Below are 26,453 nucleotides of genomic sequence, written 5' to 3'. Positions count from 1 at the left end.
GTCGGCCGTAGGATGCTGCGGTGAGCAATCGCCTCGTCGTCTCCGGTGCCCGTGAGCACAACCTGCGCAACGTCGACCTCGACCTGCCGCGCGACCGGCTCATCGTGTTCACCGGTCTGAGCGGCTCGGGCAAGTCCTCGTTGGCGTTCGACACGATCTTCGCCGAGGGGCAGCGCCGCTACGTCGAGTCGCTCTCGGCCTACGCCCGCCAGTTCCTGGGACAGATGGACAAGCCGGACGTCGACTTCATCGAGGGGCTGAGCCCGGCGGTCTCGATCGACCAGAAGTCGACGAACCGCAACCCGCGCTCGACGGTCGGCACGATCACCGAGGTGTACGACTACCTGCGGCTGCTCTTCGCCCGCGCGGGGACGCAGCACTGCCCCGTCTGCGACGAGCCGATCCAGGCCCAGACGCCGCAGCAGATCGTCGACAAGATCCTCGAGCTGCCCGAGGGGACCCGCTACCAGGTCCTCGCCCCCGTGGTCCGGGGCCGCAAGGGGGAGTACACCGAGCTGTTCGGCGAGCTGCAGACCCAGGGCTTCGCCCGCGCCCGGGTCGACGGCGAGGTGGCCCAGCTCAGCACGCCGCCCACGCTGGAGAAGAACCTCAAGCACGACATCGAGGTCGTCGTCGACCGGCTGGTGGCCCGCGACGGCGTGCAGCGCCGCCTGACCGACTCCGTCGAGACCGCCCTCGGGCTGGCCGGCGGGCTGGTGATGATCGAGCTCGTGGACGCGGACCTGGACGATCTCGACCGGGTCCGCAAGTACTCCGAGAAGCGCGCCTGCCCGAACGACCACCCGCTCAGCCTGGACGAGATCGAGCCGCGGACCTTCTCGTTCAACGCGCCCTACGGCGCCTGCCCGGAGTGCACGGGCATCGGGTTCCGCCTCGAGGTCGACCCCGAGCTCGTCGTGCCGGACCCGGAGAAGACGCTGCGCGAGGGCGCGATCGTGCCGTGGGCCCAGACGTCGTCGGAGTACTTCGAGCGGGTCCTGACCGCTCTCGCCGACGAGATGAAGTTCTCCCTCGACGTGCCGTGGCGTGCGCTGCCGCAGCGTGCGCGCACCGCCGTCCTGCACGGCCGGAACCACAAGGTGCACGTGCGCTACCGCAACCGGTGGGGGCGTGAGCGCCAGTACTCGACCGGCTTCGAGGGGGCCGTGACCTTCATCGAGCGGCGGCACTCCGAGACGGAGTCCGACTGGTCGAAGGAGCGCTACGAGGCCTTCATGCGCCAGGTGCCGTGCCCGGTGTGCCAGGGTGCCCGCCTCAAGCCCGAGGTGCTGGCCGTCCGGGTCGGCTCGAAGTCGATCTGGGACGTGTGCCGGCTGCCCATCGCCGAGGCCAAGGAGTACCTGGACGCCCTGGACCTCGGCGAGCGGGAGCGCGCCATCGCGGGCGAGGTGCTCAAGGAGATCCACGCGCGGCTCGGCTTCCTGCTCGACGTCGGCCTGCACTACCTCACGCTCGAGCGCGCGGCGGGCACGCTGTCCGGCGGGGAGGCGCAGCGCATCCGCCTGGCGACCCAGATCGGGTCCGGGCTGGTCGGTGTGCTGTACGTGCTCGACGAGCCGAGCATCGGTCTGCACCAGCGGGACAACCGTCGACTCATCGACACCCTGAGCCGGCTGCGCGACCTCGGCAACACCCTCATCGTGGTCGAGCACGACGAGGACACGATCCGGTCCGCGGACTGGATCGTCGACGTCGGACCGGGTGCGGGCGAGCACGGCGGGCAGGTCGTGCACTCCGGCGACTACGCCGGGCTGCTCGAGACCGAGGCGTCGATGACGGGTGCCTACCTGTCCGGACGGCGCAGCATCGCGCTGCCGGCCACCCGGCGCGGGGTCGACCCGCAGCGGGAGCTCACCGTCGTCGGCGCCCGCGAGAACAACCTGCGCGACATCGACGTGTCGTTCCCCCTCGGCGTGCTCACCGCCATCACGGGGGTGTCGGGGTCGGGCAAGTCCACGCTGGTCAACTCGATCCTGCACACCGTGCTCGCCAACGAGCTCAACGGCGCGCGGCAGGTGGCCGGCCGGCACACGCGCGTGACCGGCACCGATCACCTCGACAAGGTCGTGCACGTCGACCAGGGACCGATCGGCCGGACCCCGCGGTCGAACCCGGCCACCTACACCGGCGTGTGGGACCGGATCCGCAAGATCTTCGCCGAGACCGAGGAGGCGAAGGTCCGCGGGTACGGACCCGGTCGGTTCTCGTTCAACGTCAAGGGCGGCCGGTGCGAGGCCTGCTCCGGAGACGGCACGCTGAAGATCGAGATGAACTTCCTGCCGGACGTCTACGTGCCCTGCGAGGTCTGCCACGGGGCGCGGTACAACCGCGAGACCCTCGAGGTGCACTTCAAGGGCCGGACGGTCGCCGACGTCCTGGACATGCCGATCGAGGAGGCCGCCGAGTTCTTCTCCGCGTTCCCGGCGATCTCGCGGCACCTGACCACGCTGGTGGAGGTCGGCCTCGGCTACGTGCGTCTGGGCCAGCCGGCCCCCACGCTGTCCGGTGGCGAGGCGCAGCGCGTCAAGCTCGCCAGCGAGCTGCAGAAGCGCTCGACGGGCCGCACCGTGTACGTGCTCGACGAACCCACCACGGGCCTGCACTTCGAGGACATCCGCCGGTTGCTGTCGGTGCTGCAGTCGCTCGTCGACAAGGGCAACACCGTGCTCGTCATCGAGCACAACCTGGACGTGGTCAAGAGCGCCGACTGGATCATCGACATGGGACCCGAGGGCGGTTCCGGCGGCGGGATCGTCGTGGCCCAGGGCACGCCGGAGCAGGTCGCGGCCGTGCCGGAGAGCCACACCGGCCGCTTCCTCGCCGAGACGCTGGCGCCGCACGCGGACGTCCCGGTCGAGCCGCAGGTCGCGGCCCCTGCAGCAGCGGCGGCGCCCGCACGGCGGCGCAAGACGGCCAAGGCGCGGGCCACCAAGCACGACGCCGCCTGAGGTCCTACGGTGTGGCCATGGGAGCCCACCACGAGTACTCCGTGACCGTCCGCTGGCCCGTCACCGGCGTCGAACCCGGCAGCGCCGCCGGGGCGACGACGTCGTACACCGCCTACACCCGCGACCACGACGTCGTCCTGCCCGGCCGTCCGGTGCTGGCCGGCACGGCCGACCCGTCGTTCCGCGGGGACCCGGAGCGCTACAGCCCCGAGGACCTCTTCGTGGCGAGCCTGTCCCAGTGCCACATGCTGTGGTTCCTGCACCTGGCCGCGGAGCGCGGCCTGGTGGTGCACTCCTACCGCGACGCCGCGACGGGCACGATGCGCGTCGAGTCGCGGGGCGAGGGGCAGTTCAGCGACGTCACGCTGCACCCGCGCCTCCTGGTCGCGCCGGGGGAGCAGGCCACCGAGGAGATCGTGGCCGAGCTGCACGAGCGGGCGCACGCCCTGTGCTTCCTCTCGCGCAGCGTGAACTTCCCCGTGCTCGTCGAGCCGGCGCCGCTGCACGTGGCCGACGAGGCGGCCTGACCGGCACGTCGGTGGCCTGACCTACCCTGGGCGCATGGCCGACCCAGCGACCTACCGCCCTCGCGCGGGCGAGATCCCGACGTCCCCGGGGGTGTACCGGTTCCGCGACCCGCACGGGCGCGTGATCTACGTCGGCAAGGCGAAGAACCTGCGCCAGCGGCTGTCGAACTACTTCCAGGACGTCGCGAACCTGCACCACCGCACCCAGCGGATGGTCACGACGGCGGCCTCGGTCGAGTGGACCGTCGTGGGCACCGAGGTCGAGGCCCTCGCGCTCGAGTACTCGTGGATCAAGGAGTACGACCCGCGGTTCAACGTCAAGTACCGCGACGACAAGTCCTACCCCTACCTCGCCGTGACCATGGGGGAGGAGATCCCCCGGGCGCAGGTGATGCGGGGGACCAAGCGTCGCGGCACGCGGTACTTCGGACCGTACGGGCACGCCTGGGCGATCCGGGAGACCCTCGACCTGCTGCTGCGCGTCTTTCCCGTGCGGACCTGCTCCGCGGGCGTGTACCGGCGGGCCCAGCAGTCCGGCCGGCCCTGCCTGCTCGGGTACATCGACAAGTGCTCGGCGCCGTGCGTGGGCCGTGTCAGCCCCGAGGAGCACCGCGACCTGGCGAGCGACCTGTGCGACTTCATGGCCGGTGACACCGGGCGGTTCGTCCGGCGGCTGGAGAAGGAGATGGCCGACGCCGCGGCCGCGATGGAGTACGAGCGCGCCGCCCAGCTGCGCGACGACCTCGCGGCGCTGCGTCGCGTGACCGAGAAGAACGCCGTCGTCCTCTCGGACGCCACCGACGCGGACGTCTTCGCGCTGGTCGGCGACGAGCTCGAGGCCGCGGTCCAGGTGTTCCACGTCCGCGGGGGCCGGATCCGCGGTCAGCGCGGCTGGGTCGTGGAGAAGGTCGAGGACGTCACCGACGCGGAGCTGGTCGAGCACCTGCTCCAGCAGGTGTACGGCGCCGTCGACGAGGTCCAGGACCCCACGCTGGCGCCCGAGCAGTCCCGGGCGGCCACCCGGGACGCCGTGCCGCGCGAGGTGCTCGTGCCCGTCCTGCCGCCGGACCTGGCGGAGGTGACGACCTGGCTGTCCGGGCTGCGGGGCGCCCGGGTGGACGTCCGCGTCCCGCAGCGCGGGGACAAGCGCGAGCTCGCCGAGACGGTCCGCACGAACGCCGAGCAGGCGCTGGCGCTGCACCGGACCCGCCGCGCCGGCGACCTGACCACCCGCAGCCAGGCGCTCGCCGAGCTCCAGGACGCCCTCGGGCTCGACGAGGCGCCGCTGCGCATCGAGTGCTACGACGTCTCGCACACCCAGGGCAGCTACCAGTCGGCCTCCATGGTCGTCTTCGAGGACGGCCTGCCCCGCAAGAGCGAGTACCGGACCTTCTCCGTCCGGGGCCCGGCCGGCGACGGCGCGGCGGACGACACCGCGGCGATGCACGAGGTCATCACCCGCCGGTTCAAGCGCTACCTCTCCGACCGGCACGCCTCGGGCGAGGTGGACGGCTCGGGGCCCGTGGGAGCCGAGGCCGAGCCGGAGGAGCGGCGGCGGTTCGCCTACCCGCCGAACCTCGTCGTGGTCGACGGCGGGCCGCCGCAGGTGGCCGCGGCGGCACGTGCGCTGGAGGAGCTGGGCGTGACCGACGTCGCCCTGTGCGGGCTGGCCAAGCGCCTGGAGGAGGTCTGGGTGCCCCACGACGACTACCCGGTCATCCTCGAGCGGGCCTCCCAGGGGCTCTACCTGCTGCAGCGTGTGCGTGACGAGGCCCACCGGTTCGCGATCGCCCAGCACCGCAAGCGGCGCAGCAAGGGCATGGTGTCCTCGGTGCTCGACGAGGTGCCGGGCCTGGGGCCGGCCCGGCAGCGTGCGCTGCTGGACGCCTTCGGCTCGGTCAAGCGCCTGCGCGCCGCCACCGTGGACGAGGTCGCCCGGGTCAAGGGCATGGGCCCGGCCACCGCGCAGGCCGTGGTCGACGCCCTGGCGGGCGCGACCGCCTCCGCCGCCACGCCGGCCGGGGCCGAGACTCCGGGCGCCGGGGCCGCGTCATGACTGGCATGCTGTGTCCATGAGCGAACCGTCGCCCATCACCGTCCCGCAGGGCATCCCCGAGATCGAGGCCGCCACCCCCGCCCCTGACCGTTCCGACCCCGAGGTGCTCATCATCACGGGCATGTCCGGAGCGGGGCGCACCCGTGCCGCCGGCGTCCTGGAGGACCTGGACTGGTTCGTGGTGGACAACCTGCCACCGATGATGATCGTGCCGCTGGTCGACCTGATGACGAAGGCCGGGTCGTCCGTGGAGCGGTTGGCGGTCGTCGTCGACGTGCGTGGCCGGGAGTACTTCGGCGAGCTGGCGCAGGCGCTGCAGCACCTCGACGACAGCGGCGTCACGCACCGCATCCTGTTCCTCGACGCCCGCGACGACGTCCTGGTCCGCCGCTACGAGAGCGTGCGGCGACCGCACCCTCTGCAGGGCGACGGGCGGATCCTGGACGGCATCGAGGCCGAGCGGCGCATGCTCGCCTCGCTGGCCGAGCGCGCCGACGTCGTGCTGGACACCTCCGAGATGTCGGTCCACGACCTCGCCAAGGAGGTCCGGGACGCGGTCGCGGCGGGCACCGCCGACTCCCTGCGCGTGAACGTCGTGGCGTTCGGCTTCAAGTACGGCCTGCCGCTGGACGCGGACCACGTCGCCGACGTGCGCTTCCTGGCGAACCCCTACTGGATCACCGAGCTGCGGCACCTGACCGGCCAGGACGAGGCCGTGCGCGAATACGTGCTGGCCCGGCCCGGGGCGAGGGAGTTCGTCGACCGCTACGTCGCGGCCCTCGAGCCGGTGCTGGCCGGCTACCTCGCGGAGGAGAAGCGCTACGTCACGATCGCCGTGGGCTGCACCGGCGGCAAGCACCGGTCCGTGGCCATCGCGGGAGAGATCGCCGACCGGCTGCGTCAGGACGGCCAGCGGGTGACGGTCACGGCACGTGACCTCGGGAAGGAGTAGACCCTGTCCGCGACGACACAGGGTCGGACGCCGTCGTCCGACCGGGACGGACCGTCCGACGTCGGCCCCGCCGTCACCGCGCTCGGCGGCGGCCACGGGCTGTCCGCGACGCTGGGAGCGCTGCGACTGCTCTCCGACCGGCTGACGGCGGTGGTCACGGTGGCCGACGACGGCGGGTCCTCGGGCCGGTTGCGCGAGGAGCTGGGCGTGGTGCCCCCGGGCGACCTGCGGATGGCGCTCGCCGCCCTGTGCGACGACTCCGACTGGGGCCGCACGTGGAGCGGGCTGCTCCAGCACCGGTTCGCCTCCGGCGGCGAGCTCGACGGGCACGCCATGGGCAACCTGCTCATCGTCTCGCTCTGGGAACGCCTGGGGGACACCGTGGCGGGGCTCGACTGGGTGGGCCGGCTGCTCGGCGCCCGCGGCCGGGTGCTGCCCATGGCGTCGGTCCCGCTCGTCGTCGAGGCCGACGTCTCCTCGCAGGGCCGGTGCTCCACGGTGGTCGGGCAGAGCAGGGTCGCCGTCACCGACGGGCTGGTCGAGCAGCTCCGGCTGGTTCCGGCGGACCCGCCGGCGTGCCCGGAGGCGGTCCGCGCGGTGCAGGAGGCCGACTGGGTCGTCATGGGCCCGGGCTCCTGGTACTCGTCGGTGCTGGTGCACCTGCTCGTGCCGGAGCTGGCGGCGGCGCTGCACTCGACGACGGCGCGGCGCTGCGTGACGCTGAACCTCAGCGCCGAGCGCGGCGAGACCCACGGGCTGTCGGCGCCGCAGCATCTCGAGGCGCTGCGCAAGCACGCCCCGGGGCTGCGGGTCGACGCCGTGCTCGCCGACCCCTCGACGGTGGACGACCGCGACGCGCTGGAACGCGCCGCCGCCGGGCTCGGTGCCCGGCTGGTGTTGCGGCAGGTCCGACGGGGTGACGGCACCCCGCGGCACGACCCGTTGCGCCTGGCGGCGGCCTATCACGATGTCTTCGAGGGCGTGGCAGGATGACGCCATGGCGCTCACGGCAGAGGTGAAGGACGAGCTGGCTCGATATCAGGTGACGCGCACGTCGTGCCGGAAGGCCGAGGTGTCGGCGATGCTGCGCTTCTCCGGAGGGCTGCACATCATCTCCGGGCGGGTGGTCATCGAGGCCGAGCTCGACGGCGACGCGGTGGCGGCGCGGCTGCGCCGCGCGATCGCCGACCTGTACGGGCACCAGAGCGAGCTGATCGTGGTCAAGGCGGGTGGCCTGCGCAAGAACGACCGGTTCGTCGTCCGCGTGGTGCGCGACGGGGAGTCGCTGGCCCGTCAGACGGGCCTGCTGGACGGTCGTGGCCGGCCGGTGCGTGGTCTGGCCCCCGAGGTCGTCTCGAGCGGCGCCGACGAGGCCGAGGCCGTCTGGCGGGGCGCCTTCCTCGCGCACGGCTCGCTGACCGAACCGGGGCGCTCGATGGCCCTGGAGATCACGTGTCCGGGCCCGGAGTCCGCGCTCGCCCTGGTGGGCGCCGCGCGGCGCCTGGGCGTCCAGGCCAAGTCGCGCGAGGTCCGCGGGATCGACCGTGTCGTCGTGCGCGACGGCGAGGCCATCGGGGAGATGCTGCGCCGCATGGGCGCCACGGCGACCCGGCAGACCTGGGAGGACCGCCGCGCCCGCCGTGAGGTCCGCGGCACGGCGAACCGGCTGGCCAACTTCGACGACGCGAACCTGCGGCGCTCGGCACGCGCGGCCGTCGCGGCCGGGGCCCGGGTGGAGCGCGCCTTCGAGATCCTCGGGGACGAGGTGCCGGACCACCTGCGCGAGGCGGGCGAGCTGCGTCTCGCGCACAAGCAGGCCTCGTTGGAGGAGCTCGGGCGCCTCGCCGAGCCGCAGCTGTCGAAGGACGCGGTCGCCGGTCGAATCCGGCGGCTGCTGTCCACGGCGGACAAGCGCGCCCTGGAGCTCGGCATCCCCGACACGGAGGCCGGGCTGAGCGCCGACCTGCTCGACCTGTGACCTCGTCGGTGGTCGGCCCACCTGTCTCACCGTGCACTGAGGTCGGCGTCGGGCAACGGATGGGTATAGGCTCGGAGCCGTCAGGTGACGACGGTGTGACCCTGGACTACGGCTCCCGGGACGGCTCGTCGCGGGACCCCCGGGGTGGCGCCGAACTCATCAGCGCGCTGTGTGCGCGCCAGTGATTGGCATCTACCGTGTGCGCCGGTCCAGATCCGGCGCGCCCTGAGGAGGGCTAACGTGACCATCCGCGTCGGTATCAACGGCTTCGGCCGCATCGGACGTAACTACTACCGGGCTCTGGTCGAGTCCGGTGCGGACATCGAGGTCGTGGGCGTCAACGACCTCACCGACAACAAGACGCTCGCCCACCTGCTCAAGTACGACACCGTGCTGGGCCGGTTCGGCAAGACCGTCGAGTTCGACGACGACAACATCATCGTCGACGGCGCCAAGATCCGCGCTCTCGCCGAGCGCGACCCGGCCAACCTCCCCTGGGGCGAGCTGGGTGCGGACATCGTGATCGAGTCCACCGGATTCTTCACCGACGCGACCAAGGCCAAGGCGCACATCGACGCCGGCGCGAAGAAGGTCATCATCTCCGCCCCGGCGAAGAACGAGGACGCGACCTTCGTCATGGGCGTCAACAGCGACCAGTACGACCCGGCCGCGCACCACGTGATCTCCAACGCCTCGTGCACCACGAACTGCCTCGCGCCGCTGGCCAAGGCCCTCAACGACGCGATCGGCATCGAGCGTGGTCTCATGACCACGATCCACGCCTACACGGGTGACCAGAACATCCAGGACGGCCCGCACAAGGACCTGCGTCGCGCCCGCGCCGCGGCCCAGAACATCGTGCCGACCACGACCGGCGCCGCCAAGGCCGTCGCCCTGGTCCTCCCGGAGCTCAAGGGCAAGCTGGACGGCTACGCGCTGCGCGTGCCGACGATCACCGGCTCGGCGACCGACCTGACCTTCGAGTCCCCCAAGGAGGTCTCGGTCGAGGAGGTCAACGCCGCGGTCAAGGCTGCCGCCGAGGGCCCGCTCAAGGGCGTGCTGTCCTACGTCGAGGACGACATCGTCTCCTCGGACATCGTGACGGACCCGCACCAGAGCATCTTCGACGCCAAGCTCACGAAGGTGATCGGCAACCAGGTCAAGGTCGTCTCCTGGTACGACAACGAGTGGGGCTACTCCAACTCGCTCGTGTCGCTGACCGAGCTCGTCGGCGAGAAGCTCTGACGAGCCCCACCGCCCCGAGGTGACCACGACGTCCGCGGGCGCGCGGCCCGCCCGTCCCGAGGACGAGCAGGTCTGCGCACCCGCGGACGTCGTCGTGTCACCACCCGTCCGACACCCAGAACTTCTCACGAGGTGAGCTCATGAAGACGATCGATTCGCTCGGCGACCTGCGCGGCCGGCGCGTCCTGGTCCGTTCCGACTTCAACGTGCCGCTCGACGGCACGACCATCACCGACGACGGCCGCATCCGTGCCGCGCTCCCGACGCTGACGCGTCTGGTCGATGCCGGCGCCCGCGTCGTGGTGATGGCACACCTGGGCCGGCCCAAGGGCACGCCGGACCCGGCGTTCTCCCTCGCCCCGGTCGCCGCCCGCCTGGGCGAGCTCCTCGGCCAGGACGTCGCGCTCGCGCAGGACCTCGTCGGAGAGTCCGCCCGCGCCACCGTCGCGGGTCTGGCCGACGGCCAGGTGGCCCTGCTGGAGAACGTCCGCTTCGACCCGCGCGAGACCTCCAAGGTCGACGCCGAGCGGGCCGAGCTCGCCGGTGAGCTGGCCGAGCTGGGCGACGCGTTCGTGTCCGACGGCTTCGGCGTCGTGCACCGCAAGCAGGCCTCCGTCTACGACGTCGCCGAGCGGCTGCCCGCCGGTGCCGGTGAGCTCGTCCTCGCCGAGGTGGAGTCCCTGTCCCGCGCCACGACCGACCCGGAGCGCCCCTACGCCGTCGTGCTCGGCGGCTCGAAGGTGTCCGACAAGCTTGGCGTCATCGCCAACCTCCTGACCAAGGCGGACCGGCTCCTCATCGGCGGCGGGATGGTGTTCACGTTCCTGGCGGCCAAGGGTCACGCGGTCGGCTCGTCGCTGCTGGAGGAGGACCAGATCGACACGGTCAAGGAGTACCTCGCGCAGGCCGAGGCCAACGGCGTCGAGATCGTGCTGCCCACCGACATCGTGGCGGCCGACTCCTTCGCGGCCGACGCCCCCCACGAGACGGTCGCCGCCGACGCGATCCCCGACGGCAAGATGGGCCTGGACATCGGCCCGGACTCCGGCGCGCTGTTCGCGGCCAAGCTCGCCGACGCACGCACGATCGCCTGGAACGGTCCCATGGGCGTCTTCGAGTTCGAGGCGTTCGCCGGCGGCACCCGTGCCGTGGCCCAGGGCATCGTCGACGCCACCGCGGCCGGCGCCTTCTCGATCGTCGGCGGCGGCGACTCGGCGGCCGCCGTGCGCAAGCTCGGCTTCGACGAGGCGGGCTTCAGCCACATCTCCACGGGCGGCGGCGCGAGCCTCGAGCTGCTCGAGGGCAAGCAGCTGCCCGGCCTGACCGTGCTGGCCGACTGACCGACCCCACCGAACGACAGAAGGACACGACTGTGGCCACGAACCGCACGCCGCTGATGGCGGGCAACTGGAAGATGAACCTGGACCACGCCGAGGCGATCGCCGCGGTCCAGAAGCTCGCCTGGACCCTCAAGGACGCCGGGCACGACTACTCCGCGGTGGAGGTGGCGGTGCTCGCGCCGTTCACGGACCTGCGCTCGGTGCAGACCCTGGTCGACGCGGACAAGCTCGACATCCGCTACGGCGCCCAGGACCTCTCCCCGCACGAGAAGGGCGCCTACACGGGCGACGTCTCGGCCTCGATGCTCGCGCGCCTCGGGTGCACGTACGTCGCCGTCGGCCACTCCGAGCGCCGCGAGCACCACGGCGAGGACGACGCGCTGATCAACGCGAAGGTCAAGGCGGCCTTCGCCCAGCAGATCACGCCGGTGCTGTGCGTCGGCGAGGGCCTCGACGTGCGCGAGGCGGGCGACCAGGTGTCGTACACCCTGGCGCAGGTCGACGCGGCGCTCGAGGGTGTCCCGGCCGAGCAGGCGAAGACCGTCGTCATCGCCTACGAGCCCGTCTGGGCGATCGGGACCGGCAAGGTCGCGACCCCGGAGGACGCCCAGGAGGTCTGCGGGGCGATCCGCGGCCGCCTCGCCGAGCTGTACGACGCCGAGCTCGCCGACGGCGTGCGCGTGCTCTACGGCGGCTCGGTGAAGTCGGGCAACGTCGCGCAGATCATGGCGCAGACGGACGTCGACGGCGCTCTCGTCGGCGGCGCGAGCCTCGACGCCGAGGAGTTCGCCAAGATCGCGCGCTACCAGTCGCACGTCTCCTGATCCGGTGCGGGGCCGACGCCCCGCGTCAGCGACGCCTCCCGTGGCGGTCGAACCCCGGTCAAGACCGGGGTTCGCCACGGGAGGCGTTCGTCACCTAGTCTTGACCGCGCCGGGCAATCCCGGCACCGACAGCCCGCCGTGAGGCGGCCGAGAGCCGAGGACACGATGTTCGCAGCGTTGACGATCTTCCTGAACGTGCTGCTGGTGCTCACCAGCGCCTTCCTGATCCTGCTCATCCTCATGCACAAGGGGAAGGGCGGGGGACTGTCCGACATGTTCGGCGGAGGGATGTCCAGCGCGGCGGGGAGCTCCGGCGTCGCGGAGCGCAACCTGAACCGCATCACCGTCGGTATCGCCGTCGTGTGGTCGGTCGTCGTGGTCCTGCTCGGGGTCGCCACGCGTGTGAGCTGACGGCACGAACCGCCGGGGGAGCGGAGCCGGGCGGTGGTACGGGGGTACCGCCGGGCACGAGGATCGTCCGCGGGGGAGACACCCCGCAGACTCGAAGGTGAGGACGACACGTGGCATCTGCCGGACACGCCATCCGCGGCTCGCGGGTCGGTGCAGGACCGATGGGAGAGCAGGAGCGCGGCGTGCCCGCGCCCCGGAACCAGGTCTCGTACTGGTGCCTCAACGGGCACGAGACACGACCGAGCTTCGCGGCGGTCGACGAGATCGAACCCCCGGAGCAGTGGGACTGCCCCCGGTGCGGCTTCCCCGCCGGGCAGGACCCGGCGAACCCGCCGGCCCCGCTGCGCAACGAGCCCTACAAGACCCACCTGGCGTACGTGAAGGAGCGTCGGTCCGACGAGGACGGCGCCGCGCTGCTCCAGGAGGCTCTGGACACCCTGCAGGCGCGCCGCCAGGGTGTCGCCCCGGCACGCGGCTGAGAACGCTCCCGCCCGCCGGCGAGGCCGGGACCGGCGACCCTCGCGGGTCGTCGGCCGGCCCCGGCCGGCGACCGGGTCAGCCGCGTGCGGAGGCCGCCGCGGCGTCCACCAGCCACAGGGTGCGGTGACGACCCACGGCACGCACGGCGGGCACCTGCGTCACGGGGCCGTCGGCCAGCGCGGCCGCGGCCTGCTCCGCCTTCTCGCTGCCGGCTGCCACGACCCAGACCTCGTCGGCCTGCCCGATCGCGGCGAACGTCAACGAGACCCGCTCCGGGGGCGGCTTGGGCGAACCGTGCACGCCCACCGTGTACCCGGGCGCCTCGAGGGCGTGGTGCTCGGGGAACAGCGAGGCCACGTGGCCGTCGGGCCCCATGCCCAGCAGCAGCACGTCGAAGTGCGGCGTCGTGCCGTCCTCGGAGTGCTCCGCGAGCTCGTCGGCATACGCGGCCGCGGCCTCCTCGGGCGTGGCCGCCTCGGACGGGGCGTCCCCGCGCGCCGGCATCCGGTGGATGTTCTCCTCGGGCAGGGCGCCGGCCGCCACGAGGTCGTCGAGGAGCGCCTCGCGCGCCTGGGTCTCGTTGCGGTCGGGGTCGCCGGCGGGAAGGAACCTCTCGTCCCCCCACCACAGGTGCACGCCGGACCAGTCGACGGCCGACCGCAGCGGGCTGGCGGCCGCTGCGGCGAGCGTCCTGATGCCGACCGTGCCGCCCGTCAGCACGACGTGGGCGGGGCTGCGCACGGACTGCACGTCGAGCAGGCGCGTGAGCAGCCGCGCCGCGGCGGCCTCGGCGAGGACGGCGGCGTCGGGGTGGACGACGACGAGACGGGTGCTCATGATGCCGACTCCACTGTCTCGACGCGCTCCAGCGCTCGCAACACCTGCCCGTAGACCTCGTCCGGGTCGAGACGCCGCAGCTCCTCGATGAGGGCCTCGGACAGCGCACGGATCGGCAGCGAGACGCGTCGCTCCGGCTTGCCCGGCTGCGTGATGGTCACGACACGCCCGTCCGGGCGGTCCAGGACGATGGGGCCGCTCCTGCGCTCCAGGACCACCCGCGTGATGGCGTCCGCGTCCTCGGTGCGGACCACGCGCGCGGGGCAGCGCAGCTTGGCACCGAGCCAGGACGCCAGCAGGTCGAGCGAGGTGTGCTGGTGCTCGCCCTCGACCCGCACGGCCGTGACCGGTTCGTAGGGGGGCTGGTCCACGGCGGCGGCGATGAGTCCGCGCCACAGGGTGACCCGGGCCCACGCCAGGTCGGTGTCGCCCTCCGTGAACGCCTCCGCCAGCCGACCGAGCATGTCGACCGGGTCGTCGGCCCGCGTGGTGTCGGTGATGCGTCGCTGGGCCATGGCGCCCAGCGGGTTCGCCGTCGGGTCCGAGGGGCCTCCGGCGGGCCACCACACGACGATCGGTGCGTCGGGGAGCAGCAGCGGCATCACGAGGGTGTCGGGGTGCTCGCGCAGCGGGTCGGAGCAGCGCAGCACGATCACCTCGGAGGCGCCGGCGTCGCCGCCGACGCGGATCTCGGCGTCGACCCGTCCGTCCGTCGCGCCGTCGGCGAGGGGCGCCATGACGACGACGCGGCACGGGTGCTCGTGGCTGGCCTCGTTGGCGGCGTCGACGGCCGCCTCGATGTCGTCCTCACCGGCCACGACGACGAGCGTCAGGACGCGTCCCAGCGCGACGGCGCCGCCCTCGTCCCGCAGGCTGTCGAGCCGCTTGCCCACCGCGTTGGTGCTGGTGTCCGGCATGTCGATGATCATCAGTTCACTCCTTGGTGCGGCCGGCGGGTCAGGGTCGACGCCAGGTGCGGCCGTCGCGGGCCATCATGGCGTCGGCCGACTGCGGTCCCCAGGAACCGGCCGGGTACGTGTCCGGCTTGCCCTTGCCGGCCCAGTGCGCGATCACCGGGTCGAGGATCTTCCAGGAGAGCTCGACCTCCTCGCGGGTGGGGAACAGCGGCGGGTCTCCCAGCAGGACGTCGAGGATGAGGCGCTCGTAGGCCTCGGGGGAGGACTCCGTGAAGGAGTGCCCGTAGCCGAAGTCCATCGTGACGTCGCGGACCTCCATCGCGGTCCCGGGCACCTTGGCGCCGAACCGGAGCGTCACGCCCTCGTCGGGCTGGACTCGGATGACCAGGGCGTTGGAGCCCAGGTCCGAGGTCAGCGAGGACTCGAACGGCAGGTGCGGCGCCTTCTTGAACACCACCGCCACCTCGGTGACGCGGCGACCGAGCCGCTTGCCGGTGCGCAGGTAGAACGGCACGCCGGCCCAGCGGCGGTTGTCGATGTCCATGCGCACGGCGGCGTAGGTCTCGGTGGTGGACTCGGGGTTGAACCCCTCCTCCTCGAGGAACCCGGGAACCTTCTCCCCGCCCTGCCAGGCCGAGGCGTACTGCCCGCGGGCCGTGTGACGCGACAGGTCGCGCGGCAGCCGGACCGAGGACAGCGCCTTGATCTTCTCGGCGCGCAGCGCGTCGGCGTCGAAGTTCACCGGCTCCTCCATCGCCACGAGGGCGAGGAGCTGCAGCAGGTGGTTCTGGATGACGTCGCGCGCCGCACCGACGCCGTCGTAGTAGCCGGCCCGGCCGCCGATGCCGATGTCCTCGGCCATGGTGATCTGCACGTGGTCGACGTAGTTGGAGTTCCACAGCGGCTCGAACAGCTGGTTGGCGAACCGCAGCGCCAGGATGTTCTGGACGGTCTCCTTGCCGAGGTAGTGGTCGATCCGGAACACGGACTCGGGGTCGAAGACCTGGGACACGACGGCGTCCAGCTCCTGGGCCGAGGTCAGGTCGTGGCCGAACGGCTTCTCGATCACCACGCGGCGCCAGGCGTCCTCGGGGGACTGCGACAGCCCCGAGCGCGAGAGCTGGTCGCAGACGAGCGGGAACGCGCTGGGGGGCACCGACAGGTAGAACGCGTGGTTGCCTCCGGTGCCGCGCTCGGCGTCGAGGGTCTCGACCGTGCGGCGCAGCTCCTCGAAGGCGTCCGGGTCGTCGAAGCTGCCCTGGACGAAGCGGATGCCCTCGGAGAGCTGCTTCCAGGTCGCCTCCCGGAACGGCGTGCGGGCGTGCTCCTTGACGGCGTCGTGCACCACCTGGGCGAAGTCCTCGTCCTCCCAGTCGCGCCGGGCGAAGCCCGTGAGCGCGAAACCGGGCGGCAGCAGGCCGCGGTTGGCCAGGTCGTACACGGCCGGCATGAGCTTCTTGCGCGACAGGTCTCCGGTGACCCCGAAGATCACCAGGCCGCACGGGCCGGCGATCCGGGGGAGTCTCAGGTCGAGCGGATCGCGCAGCGGATTCTGCTCAGCGGTGATCTTGGCGGGTCTCACGGTGTCCCGTCTCTCTCGTGGGCGGTGGTGCGGTGCGGGGGCGCGGCAGGTCAGGCGCCCGCGGCGTCGAGCCCGGTCTTGGTGGTGGTGAGCAGCTCGTCCCAGCTCTTCTCGAACTTGCTCACGCCCTCGGCCTCGAGCTGTGCGGTCACCTCGGCCATCGAGATCCCCTGGGCCTCGATGGCGGCGATCGTGGCCGCGGCGCTGTCGGCGGTGCCGGTCACGGTGTCGGCGGGGATCTCGCCGTGGTCGGCGACCGCGTCGAGCGTGGCCTGCGGCATCGTGTTCACGACCCCGGGGGCGACGAGCTCGGTGACGTAGAGCGTGTCGGGGTAGTCGGGGTTCTTCACGCCGGTCGAGGCCCACAGCGGACGCTGCGGGTGCGCCCCGGCCTCGCGCAGCGCGGCCCAGCGGCCCGTCACGTCGGCCTCGAAGACATCCTGGTAGGCGGCGTAGGCGAGGCGAGCGTTGGCGATCGCCGCCGTGCCCTGCAGCGCGGACGCCTCGTCGGTGCCGACCTCGGCCAGCGCGGGGTCGACGGCGGCGTCGACGCGCGAGACGAAGAACGACGCGACCGACCCGATCACGGACAGGTCGTGACCGTTGGCACGGGCCTGCTCGAGACCGGCGAGGAACGCCTCCATCACGGCGCGGTAGCGCTCGATGGAGAAGATGAGCGTGACGTTGACGCTGATCCCGGCGGCGAGGGTCTCGGTGATCGCCGGCAGACCCTCGACGGTGGCGGGGATCTTGATCATGACGTTGGGGCGGTCCACGGTGCTCCACAGCCGCCGGGCGGTGGCGACCGTCGCCTCGGTGTCGCGGGCCAGGCGCGGGTCGACCTCGATCGAGACCCGGCCGTCCACGGTGTCCGTGCGGTCGTAGACGCCACGCAGCACGTCGGCCGCGGCGCGCACGTCGTCGGTGGTGATGCGCTCGACGGCGGCCTCGACGTCGGTGCCGGCGAGGTCGGCCAGGGCCGCGTCGTAGGCGTCGCCGCCGGCGAGGGCGCCGGCGAAGATCGTGGGGTTGGTGGTCACGCCGACCACGTGGTGGGAGTCCACCAGGCCGGCGAGGTTGCCGGTGTCGAGCCGCTCCCGGGAGAGGTCGTCGAGCCAGATGGACACACCGGCTGCGGAGAGTCGTGCGGTGGGGCGGTCGGTCTCGGTCACGTGGGTCTCCTACCTCGTCGGTTCGCGTTCGCAGGTCTCATCGTGGACGACGGCGGGGGCCGGCGCGCGCCGACCCCCGCCGTCGTGGACGTCACTCGCCGCGGACGGTGGCGAGCGACTCGCGGGCCGCCGTGGCCACGGCGTCGGCGGTGATGCCGAACTCGCGGTACAGCGTCTTGTAGTCGGCCGACGCGCCGTAGTGCTCGAGCGAGACCGAGCGGCCGGCGTCGCCGACGACGTCGCGCCAGCTCAGCGCGATGCCGGCCTCGACCGACACGCGAGCCTTGACGGCCGCGGGCAGCACCGACTCGCGGTACTCGGCGTCCTGGCGGTCGAACCACTCGCGGCTGGGCATGGACACGACGCGGGCGGCGATGCCGTCGGCCGCGAGCTGCTCGCGCGCCTCGACGGCGAGCTGCACCTCGGACCCGGTGCCGACCAGGATGACGTCCGGCGTGCCCTCCGTGTCGAGCAGGGTGTAGGCGCCCCGCAGGGTGCCCTCGGCCGGCGCGAAGCCGTCCTCGCCGCGGGGGTAGGTGGGCACCCCCTGGCGGGTCAGCACCAGGCCGGCGGGGTTCGAGGTGTTCTCGATGATGCCGCGCCAGGCCCACGCGGTCTCGTTGGCGTCCGCCGGACGGACGACGTCGAGACCGGGGATCGCGCGCAGCGCGGCGAGGTGCTCGACCGGCTGGTGGGTCGGGCCGTCCTCGCCCAGACCGATGGAGTCGTGGGTCCACACGAAGGTGGTGGGGATCTCCATGAGCGCGGCCAGGCGCACCGAGGCACGCATGTAGTCCGAGAACTGCAGGAAGGTGCCGCCGTAGGGGCGGGTGAGGCCGTGCAGCACGATGCCGTTGAGGATCGAGCCCATCGCGTGCTCACGGATGCCGAAGTGCAGCGTGCGGCCCTGCGGGTTGCCCGGGAACTTCTTCGTGGCGTGCTCGAACGGGATGAAGGACGGCTCGCCGTCCATCGTGGTGTTGTTCGACCCGGCGAGGTCGGCCGAGCCGCCCCACAGCTCGGGCAGCACGTCGGCCAGCGCCGAGAGCACCTTGCCCGAGGCGGCCCGGGTGGCGACGCCCTTCTCGGAGGCCTCGAAGACGGGCAGCGACTCGGTCCAGCCGGCGGGCAGCTCGCGCGCGCCGAGCCGCTCGAGCAGCGCGGCGCCGTCCGGGTTGGCGGTCTTCCACGCCTCGAAGGCGGTGTCCCAGGCGTCGCGCTCGGAGCCGTGGCGCTCGGCGACCGACCGCGTGTGCTTGAGGACGTCGTCGTCGATGGTGAACGTGGCCTCGGGGTCGAGACCCAGGGTCGTCTTGAGCCCGGCGACCTCGTCGGCGCCGAGCGCCGAGCCGTGGATGCCGCCGGTGTTCTGCTTGGTCGGCGACGGCCAGCCGATGATCGTGCGCAGCGCGATGATCGACGGCTTGCCCGTCTCGTTCTTCGCGGCGTCCAGCGCGGTGGCGAGCGCGTCGGTGTCCTCGGCGTAGCCCGTGCCGCCGTTGGTCCAGTCGACCCGCTGGGTGTGCCAGCCGTAGGCCTCGTACCGGGCCAGGACGTCCTCGGTGAAGGCGATCTCGGTGTCGTCCTCGATCGAGATCTTGTTGTCGTCCCAGATCACGACGAGGTTGCCGAGCTGCTGCGTGCCGGCCAGCGACGAGGCCTCGGAGGTCACGCCCTCCTGCAGGTCGCCGTCGGAGGCGATGACGTACACGTGGTGGTCGAACGGCGAGGTGCCGGCCGCGGCGTCGGGGTCGAGCAGCGCCCGCTCGCGGCGCGAGGCGTAGGCCATGCCGACGGCGGAGGCCAGCCCCTGGCCGAGCGGGCCGGTGGTGATCTCGACACCGGGCGTGTGGCCGTACTCGGGGTGGCCCGGCGTCTGGGAGTTGAAGGTGCGCAGCGCGGCCAGGTCGTCCATCTCCATGCCGTAGCCGGCCAGGAAGAGCTGCAGGTACAGCGTCAGGGACGAGTGCCCGGCCGAGAGCACGAACCGGTCGCGACCGACCCAGGTCGGGTCGGAGGGGTCGTGCCGCATCGTCTTCTGGAAGAGCAGGTAGGCGGCCGGGGCGAGGGAGATCGCCGTGCCCGGGTGACCGCTGCCGCACTTCTCCACGGCGTCGGCGGCGAGCGCCTTGATGGACTTGACCGCCCGCTCGTCCAGGTCGTTCCACTCGAGCGGTGCCGGTGCGGGATCGAACGCGTTCACGAATGCCTCTTTCCTGCCCGAGGCGCTGCCCCGGGTTGCTCTGCTGCTGTACCGGTGCCGGGCGCGGCGGTCCCGCTCTCTCGGGGGAGGCGAGGTCCTGGCGCCGTGCGCAGCGGTCGATCCGGTGCGCACGACGGCACCGATGCCCTGCGTTGTGCCCCTCCACACTAGCGGGCGGTGCCGCAGGCCGCGCTCACCGTCTCAGAATGTCCCAGCATGTGAGCGTCACGCAGAAGCCCCACCCCACGGGCGGAGGAATCTCACAGGTGACGGCGGGCACCGCGGGCGCACCCGAGGCCCCGGTGGCGCGTAGCATGGGACCCGCCCGGACCACCTTCGCGAACGGAACCCTGCGCGCGTGAGCACCCTCAGCCGACCGACGGACTCCTCGTCGACCCCGACACGCGCTGCCGTGCACGGGTCGGCCGCGCGGCGCTCGACCGGCTGGCGCGACCGTGTGGGCGCGTACGTGGCCCTGACCAAGCCCCGCATCATCGAGCTGCTGCTCGTGACCACGGTGCCCACGATGATCCTCGCCGAGGGCGGCCTGCCCGACCTCTGGCTCGTCGTGGCCACGCTGATCGGCGGGGCGCTCGCGGCGGGCTCGGCCAACGCCTTCAACTGCTACCTCGACCGCGACATCGACGAGATGATGAACCGCACCAAGCGGCGTCCGCTCGTCACGGGGGAGATCCGGCCCCGCAACGCGCTCGTCTTCGCCACGGCGCTCGGCGTGGTGGCGCTGGTGTGGTTCGCCTGGCTGGTCAACGTCCCGGCCGCGTGGCTGACGTTCGGGGCGATCGCGATCTACGTCGTGGGCTACACGATGATCCTCAAGCGCCGGACCCCGCAGAACATCGTGTGGGGCGGCATCGCCGGCTGCATGCCGGTCTTCATCGGCTGGGCGGCCGTGACCGAGAGCCTGAGCTGGGCGGCGCTCGCCCTGTTCGGCGTCATCTTCTTCTGGACGCCCCCGCACTACTGGCCGCTGTCGGTGAAGTTCAAGAAGGACTACGCCACCGCCGGTGTGCCGATGCTGCCCGTGGTCGCCACGGACCGCCGTGTGGCCGCCGAGATGCTGGGCCACACGATCGCGATGATCGCGTGCTCCCTGGCGCTCGTCCCGCTGGCCGGGATGACCTGGGTCTACACGGCGGTGGCGGCCGGACTGGGCGGCTGGTTCCTGTGGCTGACGATCTCCATGCTGCGCAAGGCGCAGGGCCGCGCCCGCAAGGGCCCCGGCGCGATGAAGGTCTTCCACGCCTCCATCACCTACCTCACCCTGCTGTTCGTCGCCGTCGCCGTGGACGTCTTCCTGCCCTTCTGATCCGGCGTTCGCTCAGCAGCGCGCCGGACGGCGAGGGGCCGTGCCGTCCGCGGGGCACGCGGACGGCGTCCCGGACCGCACCAGCGGCACCTCGGGGGGTGCGGGCGGGGGGAGCTCGGTCTGCACGCGGAACCGGGTGCCCCCGTCGCGGAGCCTCTCCACGACCAGGTAGACCTCGTCGTCAGGAGCGAGCTCGGAGACGCTGACGGCACGGACCTCGTCCCCGCCGTCGGCGTCCGGACCGCCACCGGGCGTCGACGCCGGTGCGTCCGGCGGCACCGACATCCCCGCGACCACGGCGACGGTCACTGCGGAGCTCAGGGCCCCCAGCAGCATGCCCAGCGCAGCGGCCGGCCCCGCGCGCACCGGGACCCGCCGGCGCGGCGCGCCGACGTCGTCGGTGTCCTCGGGCTGGCCCGAGACGGGGAAGCTGACCGGTGCACGGGCCGTCGCCGTCATGGTCGGCCGGTCGGGTCCGTGGGCACGTCGTGGGGTCATGAGAGGCCTCGCCTCGATCTGCCTGCGATGCGTGGGCGCTTCGCTGGTGCTTCTCACTAGTGGACGCCACTAGTGACTATATCTAGTAGTGTCGGACGCATGGCCGAGGCTGTCAACGACAATTCCGACGGGCGCGCGCCGACCCGTCGCGAGCGCGCCGCCCGCACGCGACGGACGATCCTGCGCGCCGCCTACGCGGAGATCGCCGACCGGGGCTATCACGGGATGACGATGCAGGCCGTCGCGGACCGTGGTGGCGTCGCGGTCCAGACGGTCTACCTCGTGTTCCGCACGAAGGCGCAGCTGCTCGGCGAGCTGCTGTCCGCCGCGATCAGGGGCGACCTCGACGAGGGCAGCGTGCCGACGCGCCCGCAGGAGTCGGAGTGGTTCCGCGAGGCGATCGCCGCCGGGTCCGCCCACGAGATGCTGGAGCGCTTCGTGCGCGGGGCGGTCGACATCTGGGCGCGGGTCGCGGTCGTGCACGAGGCCGCACGCGTCGCCGCCCTGACCGACCCGGAGGTGGCCACGGTCCTGGCGCAGACCGAGGGCTGGCGCCAGGACGACTACCGCCGCGTCGTCGTGCTGCTCGACGAGCATCACGGTCTGCGCCCGGGGCTCGACGTCGACCGCGCGACCCAGGTCTTCCTGACCCTCTACGGCCCCGGTGTCTACCTGTCGATGACCCAGGAGCACGGCTGGACGCACCAGGAGTACGCCGAGTGGGTCCTCGACGCGCTGTCGCGGCTGCTGCTGGAGGACGCCCCGGCAGAGGCATGATGGCCGGATGACCGTGGCCCCCGCCGACCTGCCCGACGCGCTGGACTCGGCGCTGCGCGACTACCTCGCCCACCTCCGGGTCGAGCGGGGGCTGTCCGGCAACACCGTGCAGGCCTACCGCCGGGACCTGACCCGCTACGCCGCCTTCCTCGACGGTCTCGGCCGGTCGGGCCTGGCACAGGTCACCGAGCCCGACGTCGAGGCGTACCTGGACGCGGTGCGCGAGGGGGACGACGGCGGCCGGGCGCTCTCGCCCGCCTCGACGGCCCGTGCCCTGGCGGCCCTGCGGGGCTGGCACCGGTTCGCCCAGGCCGAGGGCCACGCCCCCGACGACCCCACGGTCGAGGTCACCGCACCCACCCAGACCCGCCGGCTGCCGCACGCCCTGAGCGTCGACGCCGTGGCCCGCCTCCTCGCCGCGGCGTCCGCCGTCGAGGGCGCGCCCGGCCTGCGCGACCGCGCTCTGCTCGAGCTGCTCTACTCCACCGGGGGCCGGATCAGCGAGGTGGTCGGGCTCGACGTCGACGACGTCGGCACCGAGGCCGTCGTGCGGTTGTTCGGCAAGGGCGGCAAGGAGCGAGTGGTCCCCGTCGGGTCCTACGCACGTGACGCGGTGGACGCCTACCTCGTCCGGGCCAGGCCGGTCCTGGCCACGGCCGGGAGCGCCCACGGGCGCAGCACCCCGGCGCTGTTCCTCAACTCCCGTGGCGACCGGCTCTCGCGCCAGAGCGCCTGGGCCGTGCTGCAGCGCGCGGCGGACCGCGCCGGGCTGGCCGAGCACGTCTCGCCGCACACGCTGCGCCACTCCTTCGCCACCCACCTGCTGGCCGGGGGAGCGGACGTGCGGGTCGTCCAGGAGCTGCTGGGCCACGCCTCGGTCACCACGACGCAGATCTACACGATGGTCACCCCGGAGGCACTGCGGGAGGTCTACGCCGCCGCGCACCCCCGGGCCCTGTCCTGACGCGACGGCGCGCCGAGGCGGCGACCGGTCGCGACGGGTGGCGCGGTGTAGCGTGACAGCGTGACCGAGGCACCCGGGGGAGTGACACGATGACGCAGCCGGCGACCGCCGAGAACACCTTGCCCGGGGTCCCGGGCGCGGAGGCGAACCAGGACGGCCCGGCCACCGACGTGGTGGGACGGCCGCTGCCCGAGTTCCCCCCGCCCGCCCCGCGCTCCTCCCACGGGCCCGCGCGCATCGTGGCGATGTGCAACCAGAAGGGCGGCGTGGGCAAGACCACCACGACCATCAACCTCGGGGCGACCCTCGCCGAGTACGGCCGCAAGGTGCTGCTGGTCGACTTCGACCCGCAGGGCGCGGCCTCCGTCGGCGTGGGCGTGAGCCCGCACGACCTGGAGCTGAGCGTCTACAACCTCGTCATGGAGCGTGACGTCACCCTCGACGACGTGGTGCGCCCCACCGCGATCGCGGGGCTCGACGTCGTCCCGGCGAACATCGACCTCTCGGCCGCCGAGGTGCAGCTCGTGGGCGAGGTCGCCCGCGAGTCCGTGCTGTCGCGCGCCCTGCGCCCGGCGCTGGACACCTACGACGTCGTGCTCATCGACTGCCAGCCGTCGCTCGGCCTGCTCACCGTCAACGCGCTGACCGCCGCGGACGGCGTCCTCATCCCGCTGGAGTGCGAGTTCTTCGCCCTGCGCGGCGTCGCCCTGCTCGTGGAGACCATCGACAAGGTGCGCGACCGGCTCAACCCCGACCTGGCCGTGGACGGCATCCTGGCGACCATGTACGACTCGCGCACCCTGCACTCGCGCGAGGTGGTCCAACGCGTCCACGAGGCCTTCGGCGACACGCTGCTGCACACCGTCATCGGCCGGACCGTCAAGTTCCCGGACGCCTCGGTCGCGGCCGAGCCGATCACCTCCCACGCCCCGTCGCACGCGGGTGCGGCGGCCTACCGGCAGCTGGCGCGTGAGCTCGTCGCCCGTGGCAGCGCCACCTGAGCAGGCCCCGGCGGAGGCTGCGGCGGGGCGGGCCCGCGCCGGGGCGTTCGAGGTCCACCTCGACAACTTCGACGGACCGTTCGACCTGCTGCTGTCGCTGATCAACGCCCGGGAGCTGGACCTGACCGAGGTGGCCCTGGCAGAGGTGACCGACGACTTCGTCGCACACCTGCGCGCCGCCGAGTCCGCCGCGCTCGAGGCCGCCGACCGCGGCGAGGAGCACCCCTCGTGGGACCTGGGCGCGGCGAGCGAGTTCCTCGTCGTGGCCGCCACGCTGCTCGACCTCAAGGCGGCGCGGCTGCTGCCCGGCACGGCCGAGGAGGACGCCGACGACCTCGAGCTCCTCGAGGCGCGCGACCTGCTGTTCGCGCGACTGCTGCAGTACCGCGCCTACAAGGAGATCTCGGCGGTGTTCGCCGACCGGCTCGCCGACGCCGGACGGCGGGTGCCGCGGTCGGTGCCGCTGGAGGAGCACCTGACCGCGATGCTCCCCGAGCTCGTGTGGACCCTGGACGGCGCTCGCCTGGCCGAGCTGGCCGCCCGCGCCCTGGAGCCGAAGCCGCCGCCCGTGGTGGGGCTGAGCCACCTGCACGGCGCCGCCGTGAGCGTGCGCGAGGAGGCGCTGATCGTGGCCGACCAGCTGCGCCGCGAGCACGCCGCGACCTTCCGCGCCCTGACCGCCGGTGCGGAGCGGCTCGTGGTCGTCGCGCGGTTCCTGGCGCTGCTGGAGCTGTTCCGCAGCGGGCAGGTCGCCTTCGACCAGGCGGCCGCCCTCGGCGAGCTGACCGTGCGCTGGACGGGCGGGACCGACGACGACGTGGGCGACGTCGAGGAGTTCGACGGCGCCCAGGAGGGAGCCGCATGACCGAGTCGACGCAGAGCGTCCCGACGCCGCAGGACGTCGCCGATCCGGCGTCGGGGGACAGCCCCGACCAGGTCGACGTCGACGACCTGCCCGGCGGCCTGCCCGCCGCGCTGGAGGCGATCCTCATGGTCGCCGAGTCCCCGGTCCCGGCCGAACGGCTCGCCGCCGCCGTGGCACGCCCCACCGCCGAGGTGCACGCGGCGCTGACCGCCCTGGCGCAGGAGTACCAGGGGGCCGACGGCGCCCGGCCGCGCGGGTTCGAGCTGCGGCGCGGCGCCGAGGGGTGGCGCTTCTACTCCCACCGCGACCTGACCGACGTGGTGGCCCGCTTCGTGCTGGAGGGCCAGTCGTCCCGCCTCAGCCAGGCCGCCCTGGAGACCCTCGCGGTCGTCGCCTACCGCCAGCCCGTCACCCGCGGGCAGGTCTCGGCCGTGCGCGGGGTCAACGTCGACGGGGTCGTGCGCACCCTGCTGGCCCGCAACCTGGTGGCCGAGGTCGGCCAGGACCCGTCCACGGGCGCGGTGCTGTTCGGCACCACCGGGGAGTTCCTGGACCGGATGGGCTGGTCGTCGCTGGACGAGCTGCCGCCGCTGGCCCCGCACCTGCCCGGCGTGGAGGCGCTCGGCGGGCTGGAGGACCTCGGCGTCGACTGAGGTCGGCGTCGCGCCGCGGTCCTGCGACAATAGGGTCCATGCCCACCTCACGCCGCGGCGGGAGCCGCCGCTCCTCGCGCCGCCAGGCCCCCGCGTCCCCGACCGTCGACGTCCACGTCCCCGACGGCGTGCGCCTGCAGAAGGTGCTCGCCCAGGCCGGGCTCGGCTCGCGGCGCGCCTGCGAGGCGCTGATCGCCGACGGCCGGGTGGAGGTCGACGGCCAGGTCGTGGTCGAGCTGGGCGTGCGGGTCGACCCGGCCACCGCCGTCGTCCACGTCGACGGGCTGCGCGTCCAGCTCGACGACTCGAAGATCACCGTCGCGGTGAACAAGCCGCTCGGGATGCTCTCGGCGATGAGCGACCCCGAGGGGCGTCCCACGGTCGCCGAGCTGGTGCAGGACCGCCCGGAGCGCCTGTTCCACGTCGGGCGCCTGGACGCCGACTCCGAGGGCCTGCTGCTGCTGACCAACGACGGCGAGCTCGGCAACCGGCTGTCGCACCCGCGCTACGAGATCCCGAAGACCTACCTGGTGACGGTCGAGGGCGGCGAGTTCTACCCGCGCCACGCCAAGGAGCTGCTGGCCGGCGTCGAGCTCGACGACGGCCCCGCCCGCATGGACAAGGTCCACGTCGTCGACGCCGTGCCCGGCCGGACGATGATCGAGGTGGTCCTGCACGAGGGCCGCAACCGCATCGTGCGGCGGATGTTCGACGCGATCGGCTTCCCGGTCACGCGTCTGGTGCGCACCCGCGTCGGGCCCGTCACCCTCGGCGACCTGAAGGTCGGCCGCACCCGCGTGCTCGGCCGCACCGAGCTCGGCACGCTGATGCGCGCCGTGGACCTCTGAGTCCGTCGCCCCCCACGTCCCCTCCCG

24 protein-coding genes are annotated in these 26,453 nt (G+C 72.9%); 18 read left to right on the top strand and 6 right to left on the bottom strand.

The genetic code is table 11. The features are described 5' to 3' along the window. Positions 1–20 precede the first annotated feature (20 nt). From uvrA to V5O49_RS01295, 11 genes are all read left to right on the top strand, one after another. Positions 21–2,969 carry an excinuclease ABC subunit UvrA gene (uvrA, locus tag V5O49_RS01345; RefSeq protein ID WP_332900654.1) on the top strand — a complete coding sequence of 983 codons (2,949 nt, stop codon included), beginning with the start codon at positions 21–23 and terminating at the stop codon, positions 2,967–2,969. A 17-nt stretch (positions 2,970–2,986) separates the two neighbouring features. Then, positions 2,987–3,496: an OsmC family protein gene (locus V5O49_RS01340; RefSeq protein ID WP_332900653.1), complete on the top strand. Its 510-nt coding sequence runs from the start codon at positions 2,987–2,989 to the stop codon at positions 3,494–3,496. A 34-nt stretch (positions 3,497–3,530) separates the two neighbouring features. Then, complete coding sequence (gene uvrC / locus V5O49_RS01335; protein ID WP_332900652.1) at positions 3,531–5,552, top strand: excinuclease ABC subunit UvrC; 2,022 nt, start codon at positions 3,531–3,533, stop codon at positions 5,550–5,552. A 16-nt stretch (positions 5,553–5,568) separates the two neighbouring features. Continuing rightward, positions 5,569–6,504: an RNase adapter RapZ gene (rapZ, locus tag V5O49_RS01330; RefSeq protein ID WP_332900651.1), complete on the top strand. Its 936-nt coding sequence runs from the start codon at positions 5,569–5,571 to the stop codon at positions 6,502–6,504. A 3-nt stretch (positions 6,505–6,507) separates the two neighbouring features. Then, on the top strand, positions 6,508–7,497 hold the full coding sequence (locus V5O49_RS01325; RefSeq protein WP_332900760.1) for a gluconeogenesis factor YvcK family protein: 990 nt from the start codon (positions 6,508–6,510) through the stop codon (positions 7,495–7,497). A 4-nt stretch (positions 7,498–7,501) separates the two neighbouring features. Beyond that, the gene (gene whiA, locus V5O49_RS01320; protein ID WP_332900650.1) at positions 7,502–8,482 is read left to right on the top strand and encodes a DNA-binding protein WhiA; all 981 of its coding nucleotides are present in this window, start codon (positions 7,502–7,504) and stop codon (positions 8,480–8,482) included. Between the two features lie 240 nt (positions 8,483–8,722). Next, entirely contained in the window at positions 8,723–9,727 is a 1,005-nt protein-coding gene (gap, locus tag V5O49_RS01315; protein WP_278237325.1) for a type I glyceraldehyde-3-phosphate dehydrogenase, read from the top strand. Between the two features lie 140 nt (positions 9,728–9,867). Beyond that, positions 9,868–11,067 (top strand): phosphoglycerate kinase, encoded by a 1,200-nt coding sequence (locus V5O49_RS01310; RefSeq protein ID WP_332900649.1) that lies wholly within the window; start codon positions 9,868–9,870, stop codon positions 11,065–11,067. Between the two features lie 56 nt (positions 11,068–11,123). Further along, the gene (gene tpiA, locus V5O49_RS01305; RefSeq protein ID WP_332900759.1) at positions 11,124–11,891 is read left to right on the top strand and encodes a triose-phosphate isomerase; all 768 of its coding nucleotides are present in this window, start codon (positions 11,124–11,126) and stop codon (positions 11,889–11,891) included. Between the two features lie 165 nt (positions 11,892–12,056). Beyond that, entirely contained in the window at positions 12,057–12,302 is a 246-nt protein-coding gene (gene secG / locus V5O49_RS01300; protein ID WP_332900648.1) for a preprotein translocase subunit SecG, read from the top strand. 110 nt (positions 12,303–12,412) lie between these two features. Beyond that, a complete protein-coding gene (locus V5O49_RS01295; protein ID WP_332900647.1) occupies positions 12,413–12,781 on the top strand; it encodes an RNA polymerase-binding protein RbpA in 369 nt (122 codons plus the stop codon). Positions 12,782–12,857: 76 nt separating this feature from the next. Here V5O49_RS01295 and pgl read toward each other — a convergent pair whose 3' ends face one another. From pgl to tkt, 5 genes are all read right to left on the bottom strand, one after another. Further along, positions 12,858–13,619, bottom strand: a complete 762-nt coding sequence (gene pgl / locus V5O49_RS01290) for a 6-phosphogluconolactonase (RefSeq protein WP_332900646.1) — start codon at positions 13,617–13,619, stop codon at positions 12,858–12,860. Next, positions 13,616–14,548, bottom strand: coding sequence for a glucose-6-phosphate dehydrogenase assembly protein OpcA (gene opcA / locus V5O49_RS01285; RefSeq protein ID WP_332900645.1), 933 nt, complete (start codon positions 14,546–14,548; stop codon positions 13,616–13,618). Before opcA ends, pgl begins: the two co-directional genes overlap by 4 nt. A 28-nt stretch (positions 14,549–14,576) precedes the next feature. After that, complete coding sequence (zwf, locus tag V5O49_RS01280; protein ID WP_332900644.1) at positions 14,577–16,118, bottom strand: glucose-6-phosphate dehydrogenase; 1,542 nt, start codon at positions 16,116–16,118, stop codon at positions 14,577–14,579. A 50-nt stretch (positions 16,119–16,168) separates the two neighbouring features. Further along, positions 16,169–17,290, bottom strand: a complete 1,122-nt coding sequence (gene tal, locus V5O49_RS01275; protein WP_332900643.1) for a transaldolase — start codon at positions 17,288–17,290, stop codon at positions 16,169–16,171. A 91-nt stretch (positions 17,291–17,381) separates the two neighbouring features. Then, on the bottom strand, positions 17,382–19,493 hold the full coding sequence (tkt, locus tag V5O49_RS01270; protein ID WP_332900642.1) for a transketolase: 2,112 nt from the start codon (positions 19,491–19,493) through the stop codon (positions 17,382–17,384). 358 nt (positions 19,494–19,851) lie between these two features. Here tkt and V5O49_RS01265 point away from each other — a divergent pair, with 358 nt between their 5' ends. After that, complete coding sequence (locus V5O49_RS01265) at positions 19,852–20,820, top strand: heme o synthase (protein ID WP_405001124.1); 969 nt, start codon at positions 19,852–19,854, stop codon at positions 20,818–20,820. 12 nt (positions 20,821–20,832) lie between these two features. On the opposite strand, the gene V5O49_RS01260 is transcribed toward V5O49_RS01265, so the two are convergent. Next, positions 20,833–21,318 carry a hypothetical protein gene (locus tag V5O49_RS01260; protein WP_332900641.1) on the bottom strand — a complete coding sequence of 162 codons (486 nt, stop codon included), beginning with the start codon at positions 21,316–21,318 and terminating at the stop codon, positions 20,833–20,835. A 99-nt stretch (positions 21,319–21,417) separates the two neighbouring features. Between V5O49_RS01260 and V5O49_RS01255 the strand changes: the two genes are divergently transcribed. The 6 genes from V5O49_RS01255 (at position 21,418) to V5O49_RS01230 (ending at position 26,426) form a co-directional block, all read left to right on the top strand. Continuing rightward, positions 21,418–22,095, top strand: a complete 678-nt coding sequence (locus V5O49_RS01255; protein ID WP_332900640.1) for a TetR/AcrR family transcriptional regulator — start codon at positions 21,418–21,420, stop codon at positions 22,093–22,095. 7 nt (positions 22,096–22,102) lie between these two features. Continuing rightward, positions 22,103–23,059, top strand: a complete 957-nt coding sequence (gene xerD / locus V5O49_RS01250) for a site-specific tyrosine recombinase XerD (protein WP_332900639.1) — start codon at positions 22,103–22,105, stop codon at positions 23,057–23,059. 89 nt (positions 23,060–23,148) lie between these two features. Further along, positions 23,149–24,060: a ParA family protein gene (locus tag V5O49_RS01245; RefSeq protein WP_278237335.1), complete on the top strand. Its 912-nt coding sequence runs from the start codon at positions 23,149–23,151 to the stop codon at positions 24,058–24,060. Further along, a complete protein-coding gene (locus V5O49_RS01240; RefSeq protein ID WP_332900638.1) occupies positions 24,044–24,925 on the top strand; it encodes a segregation and condensation protein A in 882 nt (293 codons plus the stop codon). Before V5O49_RS01245 ends, V5O49_RS01240 begins: the two co-directional genes overlap by 17 nt. After that, on the top strand, positions 24,922–25,578 hold the full coding sequence (scpB, locus tag V5O49_RS01235; protein ID WP_332900637.1) for an SMC-Scp complex subunit ScpB: 657 nt from the start codon (positions 24,922–24,924) through the stop codon (positions 25,576–25,578). The genes V5O49_RS01240 and scpB overlap by 4 nt, the downstream gene beginning before the upstream one ends. 38 nt (positions 25,579–25,616) lie before the next feature. Beyond that, positions 25,617–26,426: a pseudouridine synthase gene (locus V5O49_RS01230; protein ID WP_332900636.1), complete on the top strand. Its 810-nt coding sequence runs from the start codon at positions 25,617–25,619 to the stop codon at positions 26,424–26,426. Positions 26,427–26,453 lie beyond the last annotated feature (27 nt).

This window comes from Isoptericola haloaureus, from assembly GCF_036689775.1.
GTDB lineage: Bacteria > Actinomycetota > Actinomycetes > Actinomycetales > Cellulomonadaceae > Isoptericola > Isoptericola haloaureus.
Note: the sequence above shows the minus strand (reverse complement) of the source record. Positions and strands in the feature narration are given on the sequence as shown.

Excerpts from the sequence above, each read along its gene's own strand:
- V5O49_RS01340 (WP_332900653.1), top strand. The coding sequence starts at position 2,987 with ATGGGAGCCCACCACGAGTACTCCGTGACCGTCCGCTGGCCCGTCACC.
- V5O49_RS01260 (WP_332900641.1), bottom strand. The coding sequence starts at position 21,318 with ATGACCCCACGACGTGCCCACGGACCCGACCGGCCGACCATGACGGCG.
- opcA (WP_332900645.1), bottom strand. The coding sequence starts at position 14,548 with ATGATCATCGACATGCCGGACACCAGCACCAACGCGGTGGGCAAGCGG.
- uvrC (WP_332900652.1), top strand. The coding sequence starts at position 3,531 with ATGGCCGACCCAGCGACCTACCGCCCTCGCGCGGGCGAGATCCCGACG.
- whiA (WP_332900650.1), top strand. The coding sequence starts at position 7,502 with ATGGCGCTCACGGCAGAGGTGAAGGACGAGCTGGCTCGATATCAGGTG.
- V5O49_RS01310 (WP_332900649.1), top strand. The coding sequence starts at position 9,868 with ATGAAGACGATCGATTCGCTCGGCGACCTGCGCGGCCGGCGCGTCCTG.
- V5O49_RS01255 (WP_332900640.1), top strand. The coding sequence starts at position 21,418 with ATGGCCGAGGCTGTCAACGACAATTCCGACGGGCGCGCGCCGACCCGT.
- xerD (WP_332900639.1), top strand. The coding sequence starts at position 22,103 with ATGACCGTGGCCCCCGCCGACCTGCCCGACGCGCTGGACTCGGCGCTG.
- rapZ (WP_332900651.1), top strand. The coding sequence starts at position 5,569 with ATGAGCGAACCGTCGCCCATCACCGTCCCGCAGGGCATCCCCGAGATC.
- V5O49_RS01230 (WP_332900636.1), top strand. The coding sequence starts at position 25,617 with ATGCCCACCTCACGCCGCGGCGGGAGCCGCCGCTCCTCGCGCCGCCAG.
- secG (WP_332900648.1), top strand. The coding sequence starts at position 12,057 with ATGTTCGCAGCGTTGACGATCTTCCTGAACGTGCTGCTGGTGCTCACC.
- V5O49_RS01245 (WP_278237335.1), top strand. The coding sequence starts at position 23,149 with ATGACGCAGCCGGCGACCGCCGAGAACACCTTGCCCGGGGTCCCGGGC.
- tpiA (WP_332900759.1), top strand. The coding sequence starts at position 11,124 with ATGGCGGGCAACTGGAAGATGAACCTGGACCACGCCGAGGCGATCGCC.
- pgl (WP_332900646.1), bottom strand. The coding sequence starts at position 13,619 with ATGAGCACCCGTCTCGTCGTCGTCCACCCCGACGCCGCCGTCCTCGCC.
- scpB (WP_332900637.1), top strand. The coding sequence starts at position 24,922 with ATGACCGAGTCGACGCAGAGCGTCCCGACGCCGCAGGACGTCGCCGAT.